The sequence below is a fragment of the Sphingomonas sp. HMP9 genome (assembly GCF_013374115.1).
In the GTDB taxonomy this organism is placed as follows: domain Bacteria; phylum Pseudomonadota; class Alphaproteobacteria; order Sphingomonadales; family Sphingomonadaceae; genus Sphingomonas.
Window position 1 is genome coordinate 187,599 of the sequence record NZ_AP022673.1, and the last position, 15,581, is coordinate 203,179.

15 protein-coding genes are annotated in these 15,581 nt (G+C 65.7%); 6 read left to right on the forward strand and 9 right to left on the reverse strand.

What is annotated here, in order from left to right; translation table 11 throughout:
• Positions 1–65: 65 nt before the first annotated feature.
• The 3 genes from der (at position 66) to HMP09_RS00885 (ending at position 2,216) form a co-directional block, all read left to right on the forward strand.
• On the forward strand, positions 66–1,454 hold the full coding sequence (gene der, locus HMP09_RS00875; protein ID WP_176498784.1) for a ribosome biogenesis GTPase Der: 1,389 nt from the start codon (positions 66–68) through the stop codon (positions 1,452–1,454).
• Positions 1,455–1,471: 17 nt separating this feature from the next.
• Positions 1,472–1,693, forward strand: a complete 222-nt coding sequence (locus HMP09_RS00880; protein WP_176498785.1) for a sulfurtransferase TusA family protein — start codon at positions 1,472–1,474, stop codon at positions 1,691–1,693.
• Between the two features lie 82 nt (positions 1,694–1,775).
• Positions 1,776–2,216 carry an Hpt domain-containing protein gene (locus HMP09_RS00885; protein ID WP_176501496.1) on the forward strand — a complete coding sequence of 147 codons (441 nt, stop codon included), beginning with the start codon at positions 1,776–1,778 and terminating at the stop codon, positions 2,214–2,216.
• Between the two features lie 99 nt (positions 2,217–2,315).
• On the opposite strand, the gene bfr is transcribed toward HMP09_RS00885, so the two are convergent.
• From bfr to purL, 4 genes are all read right to left on the reverse strand, one after another.
• On the reverse strand, positions 2,316–2,831 hold the full coding sequence (gene bfr / locus HMP09_RS00890; protein ID WP_176498786.1) for a bacterioferritin: 516 nt from the start codon (positions 2,829–2,831) through the stop codon (positions 2,316–2,318).
• A gap of 103 nt (positions 2,832–2,934) precedes the next feature.
• On the reverse strand, positions 2,935–3,105 hold the full coding sequence (locus tag HMP09_RS18300; protein WP_082441433.1) for a (2Fe-2S)-binding protein: 171 nt from the start codon (positions 3,103–3,105) through the stop codon (positions 2,935–2,937).
• Positions 3,106–3,186: 81 nt separating this feature from the next.
• A complete protein-coding gene (locus tag HMP09_RS00895) occupies positions 3,187–4,437 on the reverse strand; it encodes a DUF418 domain-containing protein (protein WP_176498787.1) in 1,251 nt (416 codons plus the stop codon).
• Between the two features lie 993 nt (positions 4,438–5,430).
• Positions 5,431–7,659, reverse strand: coding sequence for a phosphoribosylformylglycinamidine synthase subunit PurL (purL, locus tag HMP09_RS00900; protein ID WP_176498788.1), 2,229 nt, complete (start codon positions 7,657–7,659; stop codon positions 5,431–5,433).
• Between the two features lie 163 nt (positions 7,660–7,822).
• Here purL and HMP09_RS00905 point away from each other — a divergent pair, with 163 nt between their 5' ends.
• Complete coding sequence (locus HMP09_RS00905; RefSeq protein ID WP_176498789.1) at positions 7,823–8,245, forward strand: hypothetical protein; 423 nt, start codon at positions 7,823–7,825, stop codon at positions 8,243–8,245.
• Positions 8,246–8,406: 161 nt separating this feature from the next.
• On the opposite strand, the gene map is transcribed toward HMP09_RS00905, so the two are convergent.
• Complete coding sequence (gene map, locus HMP09_RS00910; protein WP_176498790.1) at positions 8,407–9,234, reverse strand: type I methionyl aminopeptidase; 828 nt, start codon at positions 9,232–9,234, stop codon at positions 8,407–8,409.
• Positions 9,235–9,285: 51 nt separating this feature from the next.
• On the opposite strand from map, the gene HMP09_RS00915 reads away from it, so the two are divergent.
• Entirely contained in the window at positions 9,286–10,056 is a 771-nt protein-coding gene (locus tag HMP09_RS00915; protein ID WP_176498791.1) for a competence/damage-inducible protein A, read from the forward strand.
• A 6-nt stretch (positions 10,057–10,062) separates the two neighbouring features.
• Here HMP09_RS00915 and HMP09_RS00920 read toward each other — a convergent pair whose 3' ends face one another.
• The 4 genes from HMP09_RS00920 to HMP09_RS00935 all read right to left on the reverse strand — a co-directional run bounded on the left by HMP09_RS00920 (position 10,063) and on the right by HMP09_RS00935 (position 13,674).
• Complete coding sequence (locus tag HMP09_RS00920; RefSeq protein WP_176498792.1) at positions 10,063–10,476, reverse strand: HIRAN domain-containing protein; 414 nt, start codon at positions 10,474–10,476, stop codon at positions 10,063–10,065.
• Between the two features lie 114 nt (positions 10,477–10,590).
• Positions 10,591–11,286, reverse strand: a complete 696-nt coding sequence (locus HMP09_RS00925; protein WP_232090502.1) for a phytanoyl-CoA dioxygenase family protein — start codon at positions 11,284–11,286, stop codon at positions 10,591–10,593.
• Positions 11,287–11,290: 4 nt separating this feature from the next.
• Positions 11,291–13,027 carry a flotillin family protein gene (locus HMP09_RS00930; protein WP_232090504.1) on the reverse strand — a complete coding sequence of 579 codons (1,737 nt, stop codon included), beginning with the start codon at positions 13,025–13,027 and terminating at the stop codon, positions 11,291–11,293.
• Positions 13,028–13,053: 26 nt separating this feature from the next.
• Positions 13,054–13,674 (reverse strand): OB-fold-containig protein, encoded by a 621-nt coding sequence (locus HMP09_RS00935; RefSeq protein ID WP_176498794.1) that lies wholly within the window; start codon positions 13,672–13,674, stop codon positions 13,054–13,056.
• A gap of 322 nt (positions 13,675–13,996) precedes the next feature.
• Here HMP09_RS00935 and HMP09_RS00940 point away from each other — a divergent pair, with 322 nt between their 5' ends.
• A complete protein-coding gene (locus HMP09_RS00940; RefSeq protein WP_232090505.1) occupies positions 13,997–15,577 on the forward strand; it encodes a DUF4153 domain-containing protein in 1,581 nt (526 codons plus the stop codon).
• The last annotated feature ends 4 nt before the right edge of the window (positions 15,578–15,581 follow it).

The window sequence follows — 15,581 nt, forward strand, 5'->3', positions numbered from 1 at the left end:
ACCGCGTAATCGAATGTCGATTCGCCATAGGTGACGCCAGCGCGTTCCCGCGCTAAGGGCCTGCCATGTCCAAACTCCCCGTGGTCGCAATCGTCGGCCGCCCCAATGTCGGCAAGTCGACCCTGTTCAACCGCCTCGTCGGCAAGAAGCTCGCGCTGGTCGACGACCGGCCGGGCGTCACGCGCGACCGCCGGGAAGCCGATGCGTCGCTGATCGGGCTCGAATTCCGTATCATCGATACCGCCGGCTATGAGGATCACGACGCGCAGACGCTGCCCGGTCGTATGCGCCAGCAGACCGAGGCGGCGGTCGGCCAGGCCGATGTCGCGCTGTTCCTGTTCGACGCGCGCGCCGGGATCGTGCCGCTCGACGAGGAGATCGCGCGTTGGCTCCGTACCGCCGACGTGCCCGTCATCCTCGTCGCCAACAAGGCCGAGGGCCGTGCGGGCGAGGACGGTATCCTCGAGTCGCTCGCGCTCGGCTTCGGCGATCCGGTCCAGCTGTCGGCCGAGCATGGCGAGGGCATGGGCGACCTGTTCGAAGGCCTGCTCCCGCTGCTCGAGGGCAAGGAAGAGCCGCCTGAGGAACAGCCCGACAATGAATATGAGGGCCCGCTGAAGCTCGCGATCGTCGGGCGCCCGAACGCCGGCAAGTCGACGCTCGTCAACCGCATCCTCGGCGAGGACCGCATGATCACCGGTCCCGAAGCCGGCATCACGCGCGATTCGATCAGCGTCGATTACGACTGGCACCCGACCGGTGGCGAAGCGCGCAAGGTGCGGCTGATCGACACTGCCGGTATGCGCAAGCGCGCCAAGGTGCAGGACAAGCTCGAGAAGATGTCGGTCGAGGACGCGCTGCACGCGGTCGACTTCGCCGAGGTCGTCGTGCTGCTGCTCGACGCCACGCTCGGGCTCGAAGCGCAGGACCTGCGCATCGCCGACAAGGTGCTGCAGGAGGGCCGTGCGCTCGTCATCGCGCTCAACAAATGGGACATCGCCGAGAGCGCGTCGTCGCTGTTCAACGGCGTCAAGCGCGCACTCGAGGACGGGCTGAGCCAGGTCAAGGGTGTCACCGTGATGACGGTGTCGGGCGCGACCGGCAAGGGCATAGACCAGTTGTTGCAAGCCTGTTTCGATACGCGCGACGCGTGGTCGAAGCGCGTCGGCACCGGCGAACTCAACCGCTGGTTCGAGCGCGCGATCGAGGCGACCCCGCCACCGGCGCCGGGCGGCAAGCGGATCAAGATGCGCTACGTCACGCAGGTCAAGACGCGCCCGCCGAGCTTCGTCATCTTCGGCACGCGCGTCGACCAGCTGCCAGCGAGCTATGAGCGTTATCTGGTCAATTCGATGCGTAAGGATCTTGGCTTTGGAGCGGTCCCCGTCCGGCTGATGTTCCGTGCGCCGAAGAATCCGTACGACGACAACGGCAAGGGCGGCGGCGGCAACTAGGCTGCGATAACTCGGCGATGGTGTCCGGCGTGGTCCGTATCGATGCCAGGGGCATGCGCTGCCCCTGGCCCGCGGTGCGCCTTGCAAAAGCGCTACGGGGCGGGGCGACATCGGTCACGGTGATCGCCGACGACCCGCAGGCACCGACCGAGCTTGCTTCGGTTGCAACGGCGGCGAATGCGAAGATGGAGATCGTTTTGGATGAGGTTTATCCGACGTTCGTCGTGACACTTCGGTAGCGTGACAACATTGTGTTTACCCAAGCGGGGTAAAGCGGGGGCTTGACCTTCATGGCACGTGGCCGAACGGGAGAAGGTGACAGTGTCGTTCGAAGGAAGCACCTTGATCAACTGGCCTGCGTTTGCGCAGGCGCGGAGCGAGCTGGGCGCTGGATTCGTCCGTATCCTCGGGTATTTCCGCGAGGATGGTGTTAAATCGGTGGCGGCGATCGAAGCGGCGATGCGCGCGCTCAACGCGGCGGCGATGGTGATCCCCGCCCATACGCTGAAAGGCGAAGCTCGGCAGTTCGGTGCCGAGCCGCTGGCTGATCTTGCGGAGGCGATCGAGACGATCGCGCGGGACTGTGTGGAGATGCAGGATACGCCGGACGAGGCGCTGGAGCTTATCGTGCGGCTGCGGCCGTTGTTCGGTGAGACGCTGACGTTGCTGGAGCGTGAGGCCAATCCGATCGTCGCGCGGAGGCCTGTTGTCGGCGGCGGCTTTGGTCGTCGTGCCATTCCGACCGCGTTCGGCGGGGACTAGTCCTTAAGCGAGCCCAGCGGTGGGCTCGCCTGGCTTCGTAGACATCGCAGAGCTTCTCCGCCGTCATCCCGACATTCGTCACGATGACGGCGGGTTAGCTTAGCCCTTCAGATACGGCGCAGCCCCGGCCTTGGGCGAATCATGTTCCGAGATCGAGTTGAGCTGGATGTAGTTGTGGATGCCCATCCGCGCGATCATCTCGAACTGGCGCTCGAGCGTGTCGACATGCTCTTCCTCGCTGGCGAGGATGCGAGCGAACAGGTCGCGGCTGATGTAATCCTTGACCTCTTCGCAGTACGCAATCGCGCCCTTGAGCTGGACGGTCGCCTCGACCTCGAGCGCCAGATCCGACTTCAGGACCTCCTCGACGGTCTCGCCGATGCGGAGGCGGCCGAGCAGCTGGAAGTTCGGCAGGCCATCGAGGAACAGGATGCGCTCCGACAGCCAGTCGGCGTGCTTCATCTCGTCGATCGATTCCATCCGCTCATACTGGGCGAGCTTGTAGACGCCCCAATGCTCGAGCATCCGGTAATGGAGCCAATATTGATTGACCGCGGTCAGCTCGTTCTTGAGCGCCTCGTTCAAGAAATCGATTACTTGGGGGTCGCCGCGCATGGCCATATCTCCGTCACCTCTGACGACCATGTAGCGGCCTGATACAGATCAGCACAACCCCCGAAAACGACCGTTTTCCGGGCTTTATCAGCTGTTGCGACGCTTATGCAGCGGCACGCTCTTCATCGATAATCGCTCGCGCTATCGACGTGCACTGGCCACATTTGGGTTTGCGACCCATCGAACGAAAGGCCTGGCACGGAGTCGTGCATCCGCCCCGTGCGCAATTGCGGACATCGGATTCTCGTATGGCATTGCAAACGCAGACGACCATGAATGCTCCCTCGCTCTGCAACCCGGATATAGCTATTGCGAAACGCTCGCAAGCTAAATTGCGTCGCGTTCGCAACAAGCATCATCGGTTCGTCGTGAAAGCGGACCCGCGCATCGGCGCCCACGCGAATCGGGAGAGGCTGCGCCACAGCCATTCGAGCGGGCCGTAGCGGTAGCGAGCGAGCCAGGGCTTCGACCACAGCAGCATCAGCAGCCAGATCGGGACCACGACCAGATAGAGGTGTGCGCGCGACAGGCCGCCGTACAGGCCGAACCCATATCCGTAGAACAGGGTCGTGCAGATCACGGTCGTGCCGAGGTAATTGGAAAACGCCATTCGACCGGCTGCGGAAACGCGGGTCGTCAGCCACCCGCCCGGCCTTGCGACCAGAATGATTGCGGCGGCATAGCCCATGATCGTCGATGGCCTCAGCGGGGTTGCGAGTGCCAGCCACGACAAGCCGACGTAGCGCGCGTTGAACCCGTGCGCGATGTCGACCGTGGCGATCGCCGCATAGCCGATCCAGCCGATCCCGATCCCGGTCACCGCGATCACTCCATAGCGGCGCCGCGACCATTCGCCGGTCAGAAACCCCGATCGCAGGCCCGCCATGCCGAACAGCATGAACCCCAGCGTCTCTGGGCCAGTGGCGGTCAGGGACGCGAACGGCCCGGCCGCGTGCGTCCAGCGCCACGCGACCAGATCGCGCCACCCGCCGCGACCGACGGCGAGTTCGTGCGTGACCGAAGGGGCGGATGGCTGTCCGAGTTGCTCGGCCAATGATTGCCAGTTCGCGATTGCCCTAGCGGCTGCACCCGGTCGGTGTGCGGACGCATGCAGGTCGAACGCATAGGCGACCAACGTCGTCAGTTCGACCGTCTGTAGCGCGATGCAGGCCAGCCCGACGCCGATCAGCCATCGCACCGGCAACCGTGCGAACATGAACGCGAACGCGCCGACCAATGCGTAATGCGCAAGTATGTCGCCCCACCAGAGCAGATAGAGGTGGGCGACGCCGAACACGAACAGCCACGCCATGCGGCGCAAATGGACCGCGGCCGGATCCTCGTCGTTCACCGTTGCGCGGTCGATGACCAGCAGCATCGATGCGCCGAACAGGAACGAGAACAGCCCGCGCATCTTGCCGTCGATGACGATGAAGGTCGTGGTCCAGGCGATCAGGTCTGGCGTGCTTGGCCAGCCCATCGACGCGGGGGTCATGTAGGCGAATTGCGGGAAGCCGAAGGCGGCGATGTTGGCGGCGAGGATACCCATGACGGCGACGCCGCGGATCAGGTCGAGCGTGGCGATTCTGGCGGGGGCTGGGGTCATGCGGAAAAAGTGAAGTATAGAAAGTATAGACGCTCGCGCAGCATTTCGTGGGGCTGTTCGGCCGGCTGTAACGGAGCGATGTTGGCGAGGGCGCTCATGACGCTAACGCCGCAGATAAGGTTACGCGTTGCGGCACTGGGGTGTGTGGATGGCACGCAGGAAAAGTGAAGTATAGAAAGTATAGACGCTCGCGCAGCATTTCGTGGGGCTGTTCGGGCGGCTGTAACGGAGCGATGTTGGCGAGGGCGCTCATGACGCTAACGCCGCAGATGCGGTCAACCGTGACGGCGCTGGGGGGTATGCGAGGCACGCGGGAAAAGTGAAGTATAGAAAGTGCAGACGCTCGCGCAGCATTTCGAGAGGCCGTCTCGTCGCTGAAGATGTGGCCTTTCGATGCCCGTCTTGTGCGAAGGCGTGGCCGATCAGGTTGGCGGGGTTTGCCGAAGGTAGAGGTCGGTCGGCGCTCGGCGTCGGCGGGCGCGGAGGGGCCACGCGGTGGGAGGGGCATGCTTCGATCATGGTTCGACGCTGGCATATTGCGGTGGTGTAGGACAGGCGCTGTGATGCGCTGCTGCGACGCGTCGTTAGTAGGCCGTCTTGAAGGGAGATACCGCACCACCACCCGTCACCCCAGCAAGGGCTGGGATATTCCAATCGGCGCGCGCTGCGACCTGATTGGGGAGATCCGAGCTTTTGCTGGGATGACGGGGTGGTGGAGCCACGAGAGTTGATCGGACGGCAGCTACCGCTCCCTTGTTCTCCCGCAAAGGCGGGAGCCCAGACTGTGTCCCCGCCTTTGCGGGGACACAGGGCGTGTTTGGTGCTGGTCGTCCTAATTTCAACAATCGCACCACCCCGGCGGAGGCCGCGGCCTCATTGGGGGACGGTTATGACGAGCCGCTGCGCGCCGTTACTGCCACCTTTCCAATTGGGCCCCGGCCTTCGCCGGGGGGGATTGGGGCTGCGCTTCTGAGTGCGCGCTGGCTACGTGTCTCACGCCAGCGCGGCGTCGACCCCCATTAGCTTCGGGAAGAAGCCCTCGTGCGCCGTCCGCAACGTATCGAGCGCGATGACGTCGTCGCGGTCGGGGCGTTCGAAGATCAGGCGCTTGCCGCCGGTGCGACCGAGCGGTTCGGCTTCGACGTCGGCGGCGTGCGCGGCGCCGAGGAAGTCGAGCAGTGCGTGGTCCTCGACGGTGACGATATAGACGCCCTGGTCCTCCGCGAAGAACGCGCGCGCGCAGTCGAACGGCTGCTTGCGGTCGATCATCGCGCCGATGCCGCCCGCCAGTGCCATCTCGGCGAGGGTGACGGCGATGCCGCCGTCGGAGACGTCGTGGACCGCGGTCAACTGGCCGAGGCTGATCGCCTCGCGGATCAGGTCGCCGACGCGGCGTTCGGCGGCGAGATCGACGGGCGGCGGCGGGCCGGCGTCGAGCTGTTCGCGGCCGTGGCATTCGCGCAGCCAGAGCGACTGGCCGAGATGGCCGCCCCGCGTGCCGACCGCGAGGATGATGTCGCCCGAGCCCTTGAACGCGATCGTCGCATTCTTCTGCCAGTCCGCGAGCAACCCGATCGCGCCGATCGCCGGCGTCGGCAGGATCGCCGAGCCACCGCCGGTCGCCTTGCTCTCATTGTAGAGCGAGACGTTGCCCGAGACGATCGGGAAGTCGAGCGCGATGCACGCGTCGCTCATCCCCTCGAGGCAGCCGACGATCTGGCCCATGATCTCGGGGCGCTGCGGGTTGGCGAAGTTGAGGCAGTTCGTCACCGCCAGCGGCAGCGCGCCGACTGCGGTGAGGTTGCGCCACGCTTCGGCGACCGCCTGCTTGCCGCCCTCGACGGGATCGGCGAAGCAATAGCGCGGCGTGCAGTCGGTGGTCATCGCCAGCGCCTTCTGCGTGCCGTGGACGCGGACGACTGCGGCGTCGCCACCGGGGCGCTGGACCGTGTCGGCGCCGACCATGTGGTCGTACTGCTCCCAGATCCAGCGGCGCGAGGCGATGTCGGGCGAGCCCATCAGCGTGACGAGATCGGCGGCGACGTCGTTGCTGTGCGGCGCGTTTGCGAGTGGCGCGGGCTTGGGCGTCGGCACGTGCGGGCGATCGTAGAGCGGCGCCTCGTCGGCGAGCGGCCCGAGCGGGATGTCGCAGACTGTCTCGCCCTTGAATTTCAGGACCATGCGTCCGGTGTCGGTGACGCGGCCGATCACCGCGAAATCGAGCTCCCATTTCTTGAAGATCGCTTCCGCTTCGGCTTCGCGGCCGGGCTTGAGCACCATGAGCATGCGCTCCTGGCTCTCGCTCAGCATCATCTCGTACGGCGTCATGCCGGTCTCGCGCTGCGGCACGTCGTCCATCGTCAGCTCGATGCCGACGCCGCCCTTCGACGCCATTTCTACCGCCGAAGACGTGAGGCCGGCGGCGCCCATGTCCTGGATCGCGACGATGACGTCGGTCGCCATCAGTTCGAGGCAGGCCTCGATCAGCAGCTTCTCGGTGAAGGGATCGCCGACCTGGACGGTCGGGCGCTTGGCGTCCGAATCCTCGCCGAAGTCCGCGCTGGCCATCGTCGCGCCGTGGATGCCGTCGCGGCCGGTCTTGCTGCCGACATAGACGATCGGATTGCCGATGCCGCTGGCGGCCGAATAGAAGATCTTGTCCTGATCGGCGATCCCGACGGTCATCGCGTTGACCAGGATGTTGCCGTCATACGCGCTGTGGAAGTTCACCTCGCCGCCGACGGTCGGCACGCCGACGCAATTGCCGTAGCCGCCGATGCCGTGGACGACGCCCGAGATCAGGTGGCGCATCTTGGGATGATCGGGCCGGCCGAAGCGAAGCGCGTTCAGGTTGGCGATCGGCCGCGCGCCCATCGTGAAGACATCGCGCAGGATGCCGCCGACACCGGTCGCTGCGCCCTGATAGGGCTCGATATAGGACGGGTGGTTGTGGCTCTCCATCTTGAAGATCGCCGCCTGGTTGTCGCCGATATCGACGACGCCGGCATTCTCACCGGGGCCGCAGATGACGCGGGGGCCCTTGGTGGGTAGCTTCATCAGGTGGATCTTGCTGGATTTGTAGCTGCAATGCTCGGACCACATCACCGAGAAGATGCCGAGCTCGACGAGATTGGGCTCGCGGCCGATCGCGTGAAGCACGCGCTCATATTCTTCGGGGGACAGGCCGTGGTCGGCGACGATCTGCGGTGTGATCTGGGGCATGGGGCGGGCTTTAGCGGGGTGGGGGGCGACTTGCCAGCGTCGATCCGCAGCAGTTGAGGAGGATTGGCGCGGTGCCGCGGCGGTGTCACATAACGGCGTCACATATCTCAGTCAGACCGCATGTGAAGCGAGCGCTATCGGACGGTTTACTTGGGGGAATGAGATGAAGATCGTATCGATACTGGCGATGATGGTATTTGGAGGCTCGACGACTCAACTGCCTGCGCAGGCATCGACGAGTTTCTGCGAGCGTCTGGCACCCAAGCTCAACATGAAACAGGTAGGATCCAAGCCGACACGGGCGACCGAATGGCGCGTGAACACCATGGGTCTCGGATCGCATCTCTTCGGTGGATCGTCGATAGTCTCGTTCATGGTTCGACCGGCAGGCGAACAGACCCAGGCCGCGTACGACAAGGCTGCAAAGGCCTGCACGCAATCGACGAAAGGCATAGTTTGCCGGATCGAAGGCCCGAGCGAACTGACCGTGCAGACCAAGGGTGGGGAAGCCAAGGGCGATGCCGCAGCGGGCGAGCGAGCCGAGGTAGAATTGCGTAAGGCGTCTATCTTCTGCCGCGACGTGTAGGCTGTGCTGACCGTTCCGTCATCCTGACGAAAGTCAGGATCCAGGGTAAGCGAGTGCGGCGCCGTGTGGCTCTGGATCCTGACTTTCGTCAGGATGACGGGGAGGGAGGGAGCGACTGGTGGGAAGGTGCGGCGCTGTTGGCAGCGCCGCCTGCGCGGCTGTCAGACGTACGGCGGCTGCGTGTAGCCCTTGGGGCTGAGCGTGAAAATGTCGCAGCCGGTCTCGGTGATGCCGATCGAATGCTCGAACTGCGCGGACAGCGAGCGGTCGCGGGTGACCGCCGTCCAGCCGTCGTCGAGCAGCTTCACGTCGGGGCGGCCGATGTTGATCATCGGCTCGATCGTGAAGATCATGCCGGGGCGCAGTTCGGGGCCGGTGCCGGGCTTGCCGACATGGACGACTTCGGGGGCGTCGTGGAACAGGCGGCCGACGCCGTGACCGCAGAAATCGCGGACCACGCCGTAGCGGTGCTTTTCCGCATGGCGCTGGATCGCGTTGGCGACGTCGCCCATGCGGTTGCCCGGTTTCGCCTGCTCGATGCCGATCATCAGGCATTCATAGGTGACTTCGACGAGGCGGCGTGCCTTGATGGGCACGTCGCCGATCAGGTACATCCGGCTCGTGTCGCCGTGCCAGCCGTCGAGCAGCGGGGTCACGTCGACATTGACGATATCGCCCGATTTCAGCGTCTTGTCGCTCGGGATGCCGTGGCAGACGACATGGTTGATCGAGATACAGACGCTGTGCGTGTAGCCGCGATAGCCGAGCGTCGCGGGGACGCCCCCGCCGGCGATGATGAAGTCGTAGATCAGCCGGTCGATCTCGGCGGTGGTCACGCCGGGCACCATGTGCGGCACGATCATGTCGAGCGTCTCGGCGGCGAGCCGGCCCGCCTTCATCATGCCTTCGAACGCGGCGGGGCCGTGCAGCTTGATGGCGCCGGTGCGCGCGTCGGGCTGGTCTGAGGTGACGGTTACATATTCGGTCATGACGCGCGATATAGCGTGGCGGCGGCGGTTTTGCGAGGCTATGCGAGGGGCATGACCCAAGCCCCGACAAACGAACGCATCTGGACGGCCGCGCTGACGATCATCGGCGACGAGATCCTGTCGGGCCGCACGCAGGACAAGAACGTCGCGCAGATCGCGGCCTGGCTGAACGTGCAGGGCATCCGCCTCGCCGAGGTGCGCGTGGTCGCCGACAAGACCGAGGCGATCGTCGAGGCGGTCAACATCCTCCGGGCGCGCAACGATTACCTGTTCACGACGGGGGGAATCGGGCCGACTCACGACGACATCACGGTCGATGCGATTGCGGAGGCGCTGGGCGTCGCGGTCGAGCATCATCCGCGCGCGATGGCGGTGCTGGAGGCCTATTACGCGACTCGCGGCGGGCTGACCGACACGCGGGCGCGGATGGCGCGGGTGCCGGCGGGGGCCGACCTGATCGACAACAAGGTGTCGGGCGCGCCGGGGATCCGGATCGGCAACATCTTCATCATGGCGGGGGTGCCGCATATCACCGCGGGGATGCTCGATGCGCTGACGGGGACGCTCGAAGGTGGACGTCCGGTGGTGTCGAAGACGATCGGCTGCTGGGTCGCGGAGAGCGAGGTCGCCGACCTTCTGCGTGATGCCGAGAAGACCCATGAGGGCGTCGCGATCGGCAGTTACCCGTTCTTTCGCGATGGCAAGACCGGTGCGAACTTCGTGGTGCGCAGTTCGGACGAGGCACTGGTCGATCGGTGCCTGGCGGACCTGACGCGCGATCTCGAAGCAACCGGCCGGATCGTCACCGCGCAGGGGATCTGACGCCGCTCATGCGCCCCATTCGGGGCCGTCGGGATCGGGATAGAAGGCATCGGGGTCATAGGGTGCGTGGCGCGACGGCGGTGGCGACTTGGCCGGTTCCGGCAGAGTCGGCGAGCCGCCACCGAAGCGGATGCGGACATAAGCCATGTTGCCTGTCAGCGCCTGGAATATGATCTCATAGGGTTCCTGCTCCATGCGCCGGCCGATGAACGGCGCGCGTTCGGCGGAGAGATAGCCCATCTGCACGCCACGCGGGCTGAATACCGCGACCGCATTGGCATCATGCGGGTTCTTGGGCTCGCGCCGAAGCGCGATCGGTTCGCCGGGCTTGCAGAGCAACAGCTCCATCCGCCGGTTGCTCCTGCTCTTGTCCGCGTTGGGAAAGTCGATGCCGACCACGTTCAGCGTCAATTCGTCCATTCCACACCTCAGGCAGCCGTTCATCGAACACATGCGCCAAGCAACCGGCGCGGTCAGCCACCGTCACGGGACTGGTCGAAGCATTCGGCCCAGAATGGCGGGCCGAGCGGACCTTCATAGTCCGCGCCAGCGGAGTTGCGAAGGCAGGTCGATAGCCGAATAATCGACCTGGAGCACGCGTCGTCGACGGGGGGGATCGGCGGCGCGCGAGCCGTGGATGATCGGCGTCGCGTAGAGCCAGACATCGCCGCGGTTCGCGAGGCACGCGCGCTCGCCGCGGTCCTCGACGACGTGCTTTATGCTCGCTTCCGGTAAGCGACCAAGCCTGTGAGATCCGGGCACGATGCGAAGCGGAGCATTCGTCGCGTCGACCGGGTCGAGATGGACGCGGATCGTGACCATCCGCTCCAGAATCGCGAAGGGCGGTTCGACCTGGATCAGGCCGGCCTTGACCGTCCAGGGACCGAAGCCGTCGGCGTCAGCGCGCTCCTCGACGACGATCGTGCGATCCTGATGCCAGCCGAGCGCCCAGTTCCGCGCTGCCGTCTTGTCGAACAGCACGGCGCGAACGGCGCGCGCATCGGGGCCCAAGGCCGATGCGGCGATGCTGCCGATGGGACCGTCCACCGCGAGCATCGCGTACAGGGCAGGGGCGGACCCGATCCTCACGCCCGCCACGTCGCTCGGTAGGTCTGCGATGGCCTGTTCGATCGAAAGGCATGCAGCGGTATCCAGGGCACCCGCAAAGATCTGTGCGCCGTCTTCCTCGAAGCGCAGATCGGTTTCCCGGGGCTGGGCCTTCGCGTTCACGCGATCAGGCCGGCGAGTTGCCCGATCCGCCGTTGAGTGCAGCGGGCTGTTTGTGGGTATCGGGGGAGGTGGTTCGGGCAGGCGCTGCATCCGCGCTGCTTCCGGCGAGCATGCCGTTCAGCGAATTGCCGGTCATGCCGAGTTCCGCCATCAGGCCATCGATGAGGGGGCCGCCGACGCGGTAGCGCATCGCGGCGGCGACCGCGGCATCGGCGAGATTGCCCTGGCCACCGCCGGATGCGCCGTCGCTGCCGCCGTCGCCGTGTAGCCCTCGAGCATCGAGGATGCTGATCTTGTCGATGTTCTCCATCGGCTTGCTCGCGGCAGCGATGATCGCGGGCAGCGCTTCGAGCATCGCGCGGCGGATCAGCAACGCGGTTTGCGCGTCGCTCAACAGGTTGGTCGCCTCGTTGAGCGATGCCTGACCCGCCGCATCGACCTTGAACGCTGCCTCGCGACCTTCCGCGCGGGCCTTCTCGGCATCGGCTTCGGCCGTCGCTTCGGTGCGCAGGGCACTGGCGCGGGCCTCCGCGGCTTCCTTCTCGGCGGTTGCAGCGACGGTGATGCCGACCGCCTCTTCCTGCGCGCGCTGCGTGGCGGCGATGACCGCGACGTTCTTGTTGCGGTTGGCGATCTCGGTTGCCTTGGCCGTGGCGACGCTTTCCTCGGCGCGGACGGCGAGTGCGCGGGCCTCGTTGGCGGCGGCGGTGGCGGTCGATTCCTCCTCGGACTTCTGCGCGGTCTGCACAGCCGTCGTGATGCGCGCGATCTCGATCGTGCGGTCGCGTTCGATCGTCGCGGTCTGGATCGCGCCGTCGCGGGCGATGGTGGCGGTCTGGATCACCTTGTCGGCCTCGGTCTGCGCGACCGTCTGCGCCTGGCTGGCTGTGATGCGGGCGATCTCGGCGAGGCGCGTCTGCTCGGCCTCCGCGGTGGCGATCGCGGTCGCCTGTTCGGCGCGGCGGGCGGAGAGTGTCTGCTCCTGCGTCAGGCGCGCCTGTTCCGCGGCCTGCGCGATCTCGAGCGACTGGTTGTTCGCGTCGAGGTTACGCTGCTCGATCTCGACGCGGTTGGTCGCGACGATATCGTTGCGGATCTTCTTGCGCTCCTCGATCGTCCGCGTGAGCACGGTCAGACCCTCGGCATCGAACGCGTTGTTCTCGTTGAAATGCTCGAACGCGGTCTGGTCGAAATGCGTGATGCTGACGGACTCGAGCTGGAAACCGTTCATGTCCAGGTCGGTCATCAGCGCTTCCTGCACCTTCTGGATGAAGTCGGCGCGGTTGGCGTGGAGGTGCTCCATCGTCATCGTCGCGGCGACCGAACGCAGCGCCGACACAAGCTTGCCGTCGAGCAGCGATTTCACCGCGTCGGGGCTGTTGACCGAGTCACCCAAGGTCTGTGCGGCGGCGGCGATCGATTCCGCGTCGGGCTTCACCTTGATGTGGAACAGGCCGACGACGTCGACGCGCAGCTTGTCGAGCGTGATCAGCGCGTCCTTGTTGAGGCGCGACACCTCCAGCTTCACCGTCGTCAGGCGGACCTGCATCAGTTCGTGGAGCACCGGGATGACCATGATGCCGCCGTTGAGCACGACCTTCTCGCCGCCGAAGCCGGTGCGGATCAGCGCCACGTCCTTGGTCGCGCGGCGATACAGCCGGGTCAAAATGATGCCGATCACGACCAGCGAGAACAACACGATACCGGCGTAGATCAGGACGTTCAGAAGCTGTGCGGGCATGAAACCCTCCCCGGTGATGATTGTGGTCAGATCGACTGCAGAAGCGCGTTGGCCTCGGGCAGTGCGTAGAAGAGTTTGCCGTCGCGGCGGACGATCAGCGCGGTCTCGCCGGTGGCGATCGCGTCGGCGTCGTCATGCGGCTCGACCATGATGAAATGCGCCTGGCCGTGCTGGTCGACGATCTTCGCGCGGGCAGGGCTACCGCGGCGCGCGGTGCCTTCGAGGATCGTGCCGCGGCGGCGGAGGAAGTCGTCGGTCGAGATCACGCTGGTCTCGAAGCCGGGCATGATGCGCGCGAGGCCGTTGGCGGCAAGCGTGTTGAGCAGGCTGCCGGCGATCAATGCGCCACCCGAGGCGAGGCCCCAGTGCAGCGGGCCGCCGGTCCATGCTGACGCCCCCTGCTGAATGGCAATCCCTGAAAGCGTGAAGCAGCCGAGCAAAGACGTGAGCCAGATCAGGATCGGTAGTTCATGGCCGAGCCCGAGCCAGTCTAGCACGCCGCCGCCATCCGCTTCGGCATGGACGTCCGCGTGGAGATCGAGATGGCCGAGCCCGAGGCCGATCGCCTCGATCAGCCCGATCCCGATCATCACGACGAACGCGATCGCAAACGGCGCGTAGGCGGGCGTCAGGAAGATCGCGAACATAGGCCGTAGCGCTGGGGAGGACTCTGGTTCTGCATCGGCGAACGGGTAGCGGACAGACGACAACGCTTCGTTACGAAACGCAGGCCGATCCCGTCTTTGCACGCCATGTGTCGATACTCCCCAGCGCGAGGCTAGCCCTACGTCGAGGCGTTCGCAATGTGAGTTAAGGTAAACCGGCCGGGTTTGGATTCATCCCCTGCACAGGATCTGCACGACAAGCGAACGGACCGCACACGGACCGCGCGATCCGACGCTCACGAGACCGCGGCAAAGCTGTCCTCGACAATCGGGGAGCGCGAAAATGAATCGTCATGGAAGACTTATGGCCAAGATCGGCGCTGCCCTGGCGCTGATCGTCCTGGCGGAGATACTGATCGACGATGGCAATGGCGCGGTCGTGGGTGGGTTCGCTTTCGCCTGGATCGCTGCCCTCTTTCTCACGCGCCGGGTGATCTGGAATGATGGATCGGCGCGACTGGCGTTGATTGTTGGCGCCGGACTGGCAGTGGTGCTCGTCGATGATCCAAGCGTGCTCGGCTGGGTTCTGTTCTGGATCGCGCTATCGCTCGCCGCACTCCTGCCGCGTCACGGGTTCGACGATGCGCTGGCGTGGACGCGCAGGCTTGGCTGGCACGCGATGTCCGCGGTCATTGCGCCGCTCAAGGATGCCGCGCGGCTGTCGACGATTCGCCAGCGTCGAGGGTCGTCCTCCGGCGGTATGCGCGCGATCGGGGCTGTCGTGGCGCTGCCCTTGGTCGGCGGCGCGGTGTTCGTCGCGCTGTTCGCGAGCGCCAACCCGCTGATCGGTCAGGCGTTTGCGCAAATCATGCTGCCGGATCCGTGGACGGTGGCATGGCGGACGGTGTTCGGGCTCTGTGTGCTGGTTACGATCTGGGCAAGCTTGCGACCTAGTGCGCGCGCGACGCGGGCGTCGCGCTTCGACGAACGCTCGACCGGCACGGCGTTCGAGCCGGGGGTGGCGACGCTGATCCTGTCGCTCGTCACGTTCAACGCGATTTTCGCGGTCGAGAATGCGCTCGACATCGTGTTCCTGTGGAGCGGCGCGGGACTGCCTGCGGGCGTGACGATGGCGGACTATGCGCATCGTGGCGCCTATTCGTTGATCGTGACCGCACTGCTCGCCGGCGTGTTCGTGCTGCTGGCATTACGTCCGGGCAGCGCGGCCGCGGCGAGCCCGATGGCACGACGACTGGTGACAGTGTGGATTGTGCAAAACCTGCTGTTGGTCGCGTCGAGTGCGTTGCGAACGCTCGACTATGTCGATGCCTATGGGATGACGGTGCTGCGACTGTCCGCGCTGGCGTGGATGGGGCTCGTGGCCACGGGACTGGCGCTGATCGGCTGGCGATTGCTGGCAGGCAAGTCGGCGGCGTGGCTGATCAACGCCAATGCGCTGGCGGCTGTCACGGTGTTGGTGACGGCCAGCGTCGTCGATCTCGGTGCGACCGCAGCGGCATGGAATGTGCGCACGACGCTCGTCAGAGGTAAGGCGGGCCCGCCGCTGGACCTGTGTTACATGGCGCGGCTCGGGTCATCGTCGCTGGTCTCGCTGGCGATGCTGGAGCAGCATGCGAAACAGCCCGGCCTGCGCGACCGGCTGGCGTATCTGCGGTGGGACAGTCAGGTCGAAACTGCGGACGCGCAGGCCGATTGGCGCCGCTGGACGCTGCGCAACGCAAGGCGGCTTGCGACCGTCCGGGCGATGGTCGGCACCAAGGCGCCGCGTTTGCGGTCTGCGCCGAACGGACGGCGCTGCGACGGATTGATCCTGCCGCCGCCCCTGGTGGCAGTATCGTCAGCGCCGCCGTCCGCTCCAGCGCCGCACACGCCCGCGCCTGCCACGCCGGCACCAAAGCCGTTGACGCCGGGTGCGCAACAATGATCCT

Bases quoted from the DNA above. Each gene is read 5' to 3' on its own strand.
- der (WP_176498784.1), top strand. From the start codon at position 66: ATGTCCAAACTCCCCGTGGTCGCAATCGTCGGCCGCCCCAATGTCGGC.
- HMP09_RS00880 (WP_176498785.1), top strand. From the start codon at position 1,472: ATGGTGTCCGGCGTGGTCCGTATCGATGCCAGGGGCATGCGCTGCCCC.
- bfr (WP_176498786.1), bottom strand. From the start codon at position 2,831: ATGCGCGGCGACCCCCAAGTAATCGATTTCTTGAACGAGGCGCTCAAG.
- HMP09_RS18300 (WP_082441433.1), bottom strand. From the start codon at position 3,105: ATGGTCGTCTGCGTTTGCAATGCCATACGAGAATCCGATGTCCGCAAT.
- HMP09_RS00895 (WP_176498787.1), bottom strand. From the start codon at position 4,437: ATGACCCCAGCCCCCGCCAGAATCGCCACGCTCGACCTGATCCGCGGC.
- purL (WP_176498788.1), bottom strand. From the start codon at position 7,659: ATGCCCCAGATCACACCGCAGATCGTCGCCGACCACGGCCTGTCCCCC.
- HMP09_RS00905 (WP_176498789.1), top strand. From the start codon at position 7,823: ATGAAGATCGTATCGATACTGGCGATGATGGTATTTGGAGGCTCGACG.
- map (WP_176498790.1), bottom strand. From the start codon at position 9,234: ATGACCGAATATGTAACCGTCACCTCAGACCAGCCCGACGCGCGCACC.
- HMP09_RS00915 (WP_176498791.1), top strand. From the start codon at position 9,286: ATGACCCAAGCCCCGACAAACGAACGCATCTGGACGGCCGCGCTGACG.
- HMP09_RS00920 (WP_176498792.1), bottom strand. From the start codon at position 10,476: ATGGACGAATTGACGCTGAACGTGGTCGGCATCGACTTTCCCAACGCG.
- HMP09_RS00930 (WP_232090504.1), bottom strand. From the start codon at position 13,027: ATGCCCGCACAGCTTCTGAACGTCCTGATCTACGCCGGTATCGTGTTG.
- HMP09_RS00935 (WP_176498794.1), bottom strand. From the start codon at position 13,674: ATGTTCGCGATCTTCCTGACGCCCGCCTACGCGCCGTTTGCGATCGCG.
- HMP09_RS00940 (WP_232090505.1), top strand. From the start codon at position 13,997: ATGGCCAAGATCGGCGCTGCCCTGGCGCTGATCGTCCTGGCGGAGATA.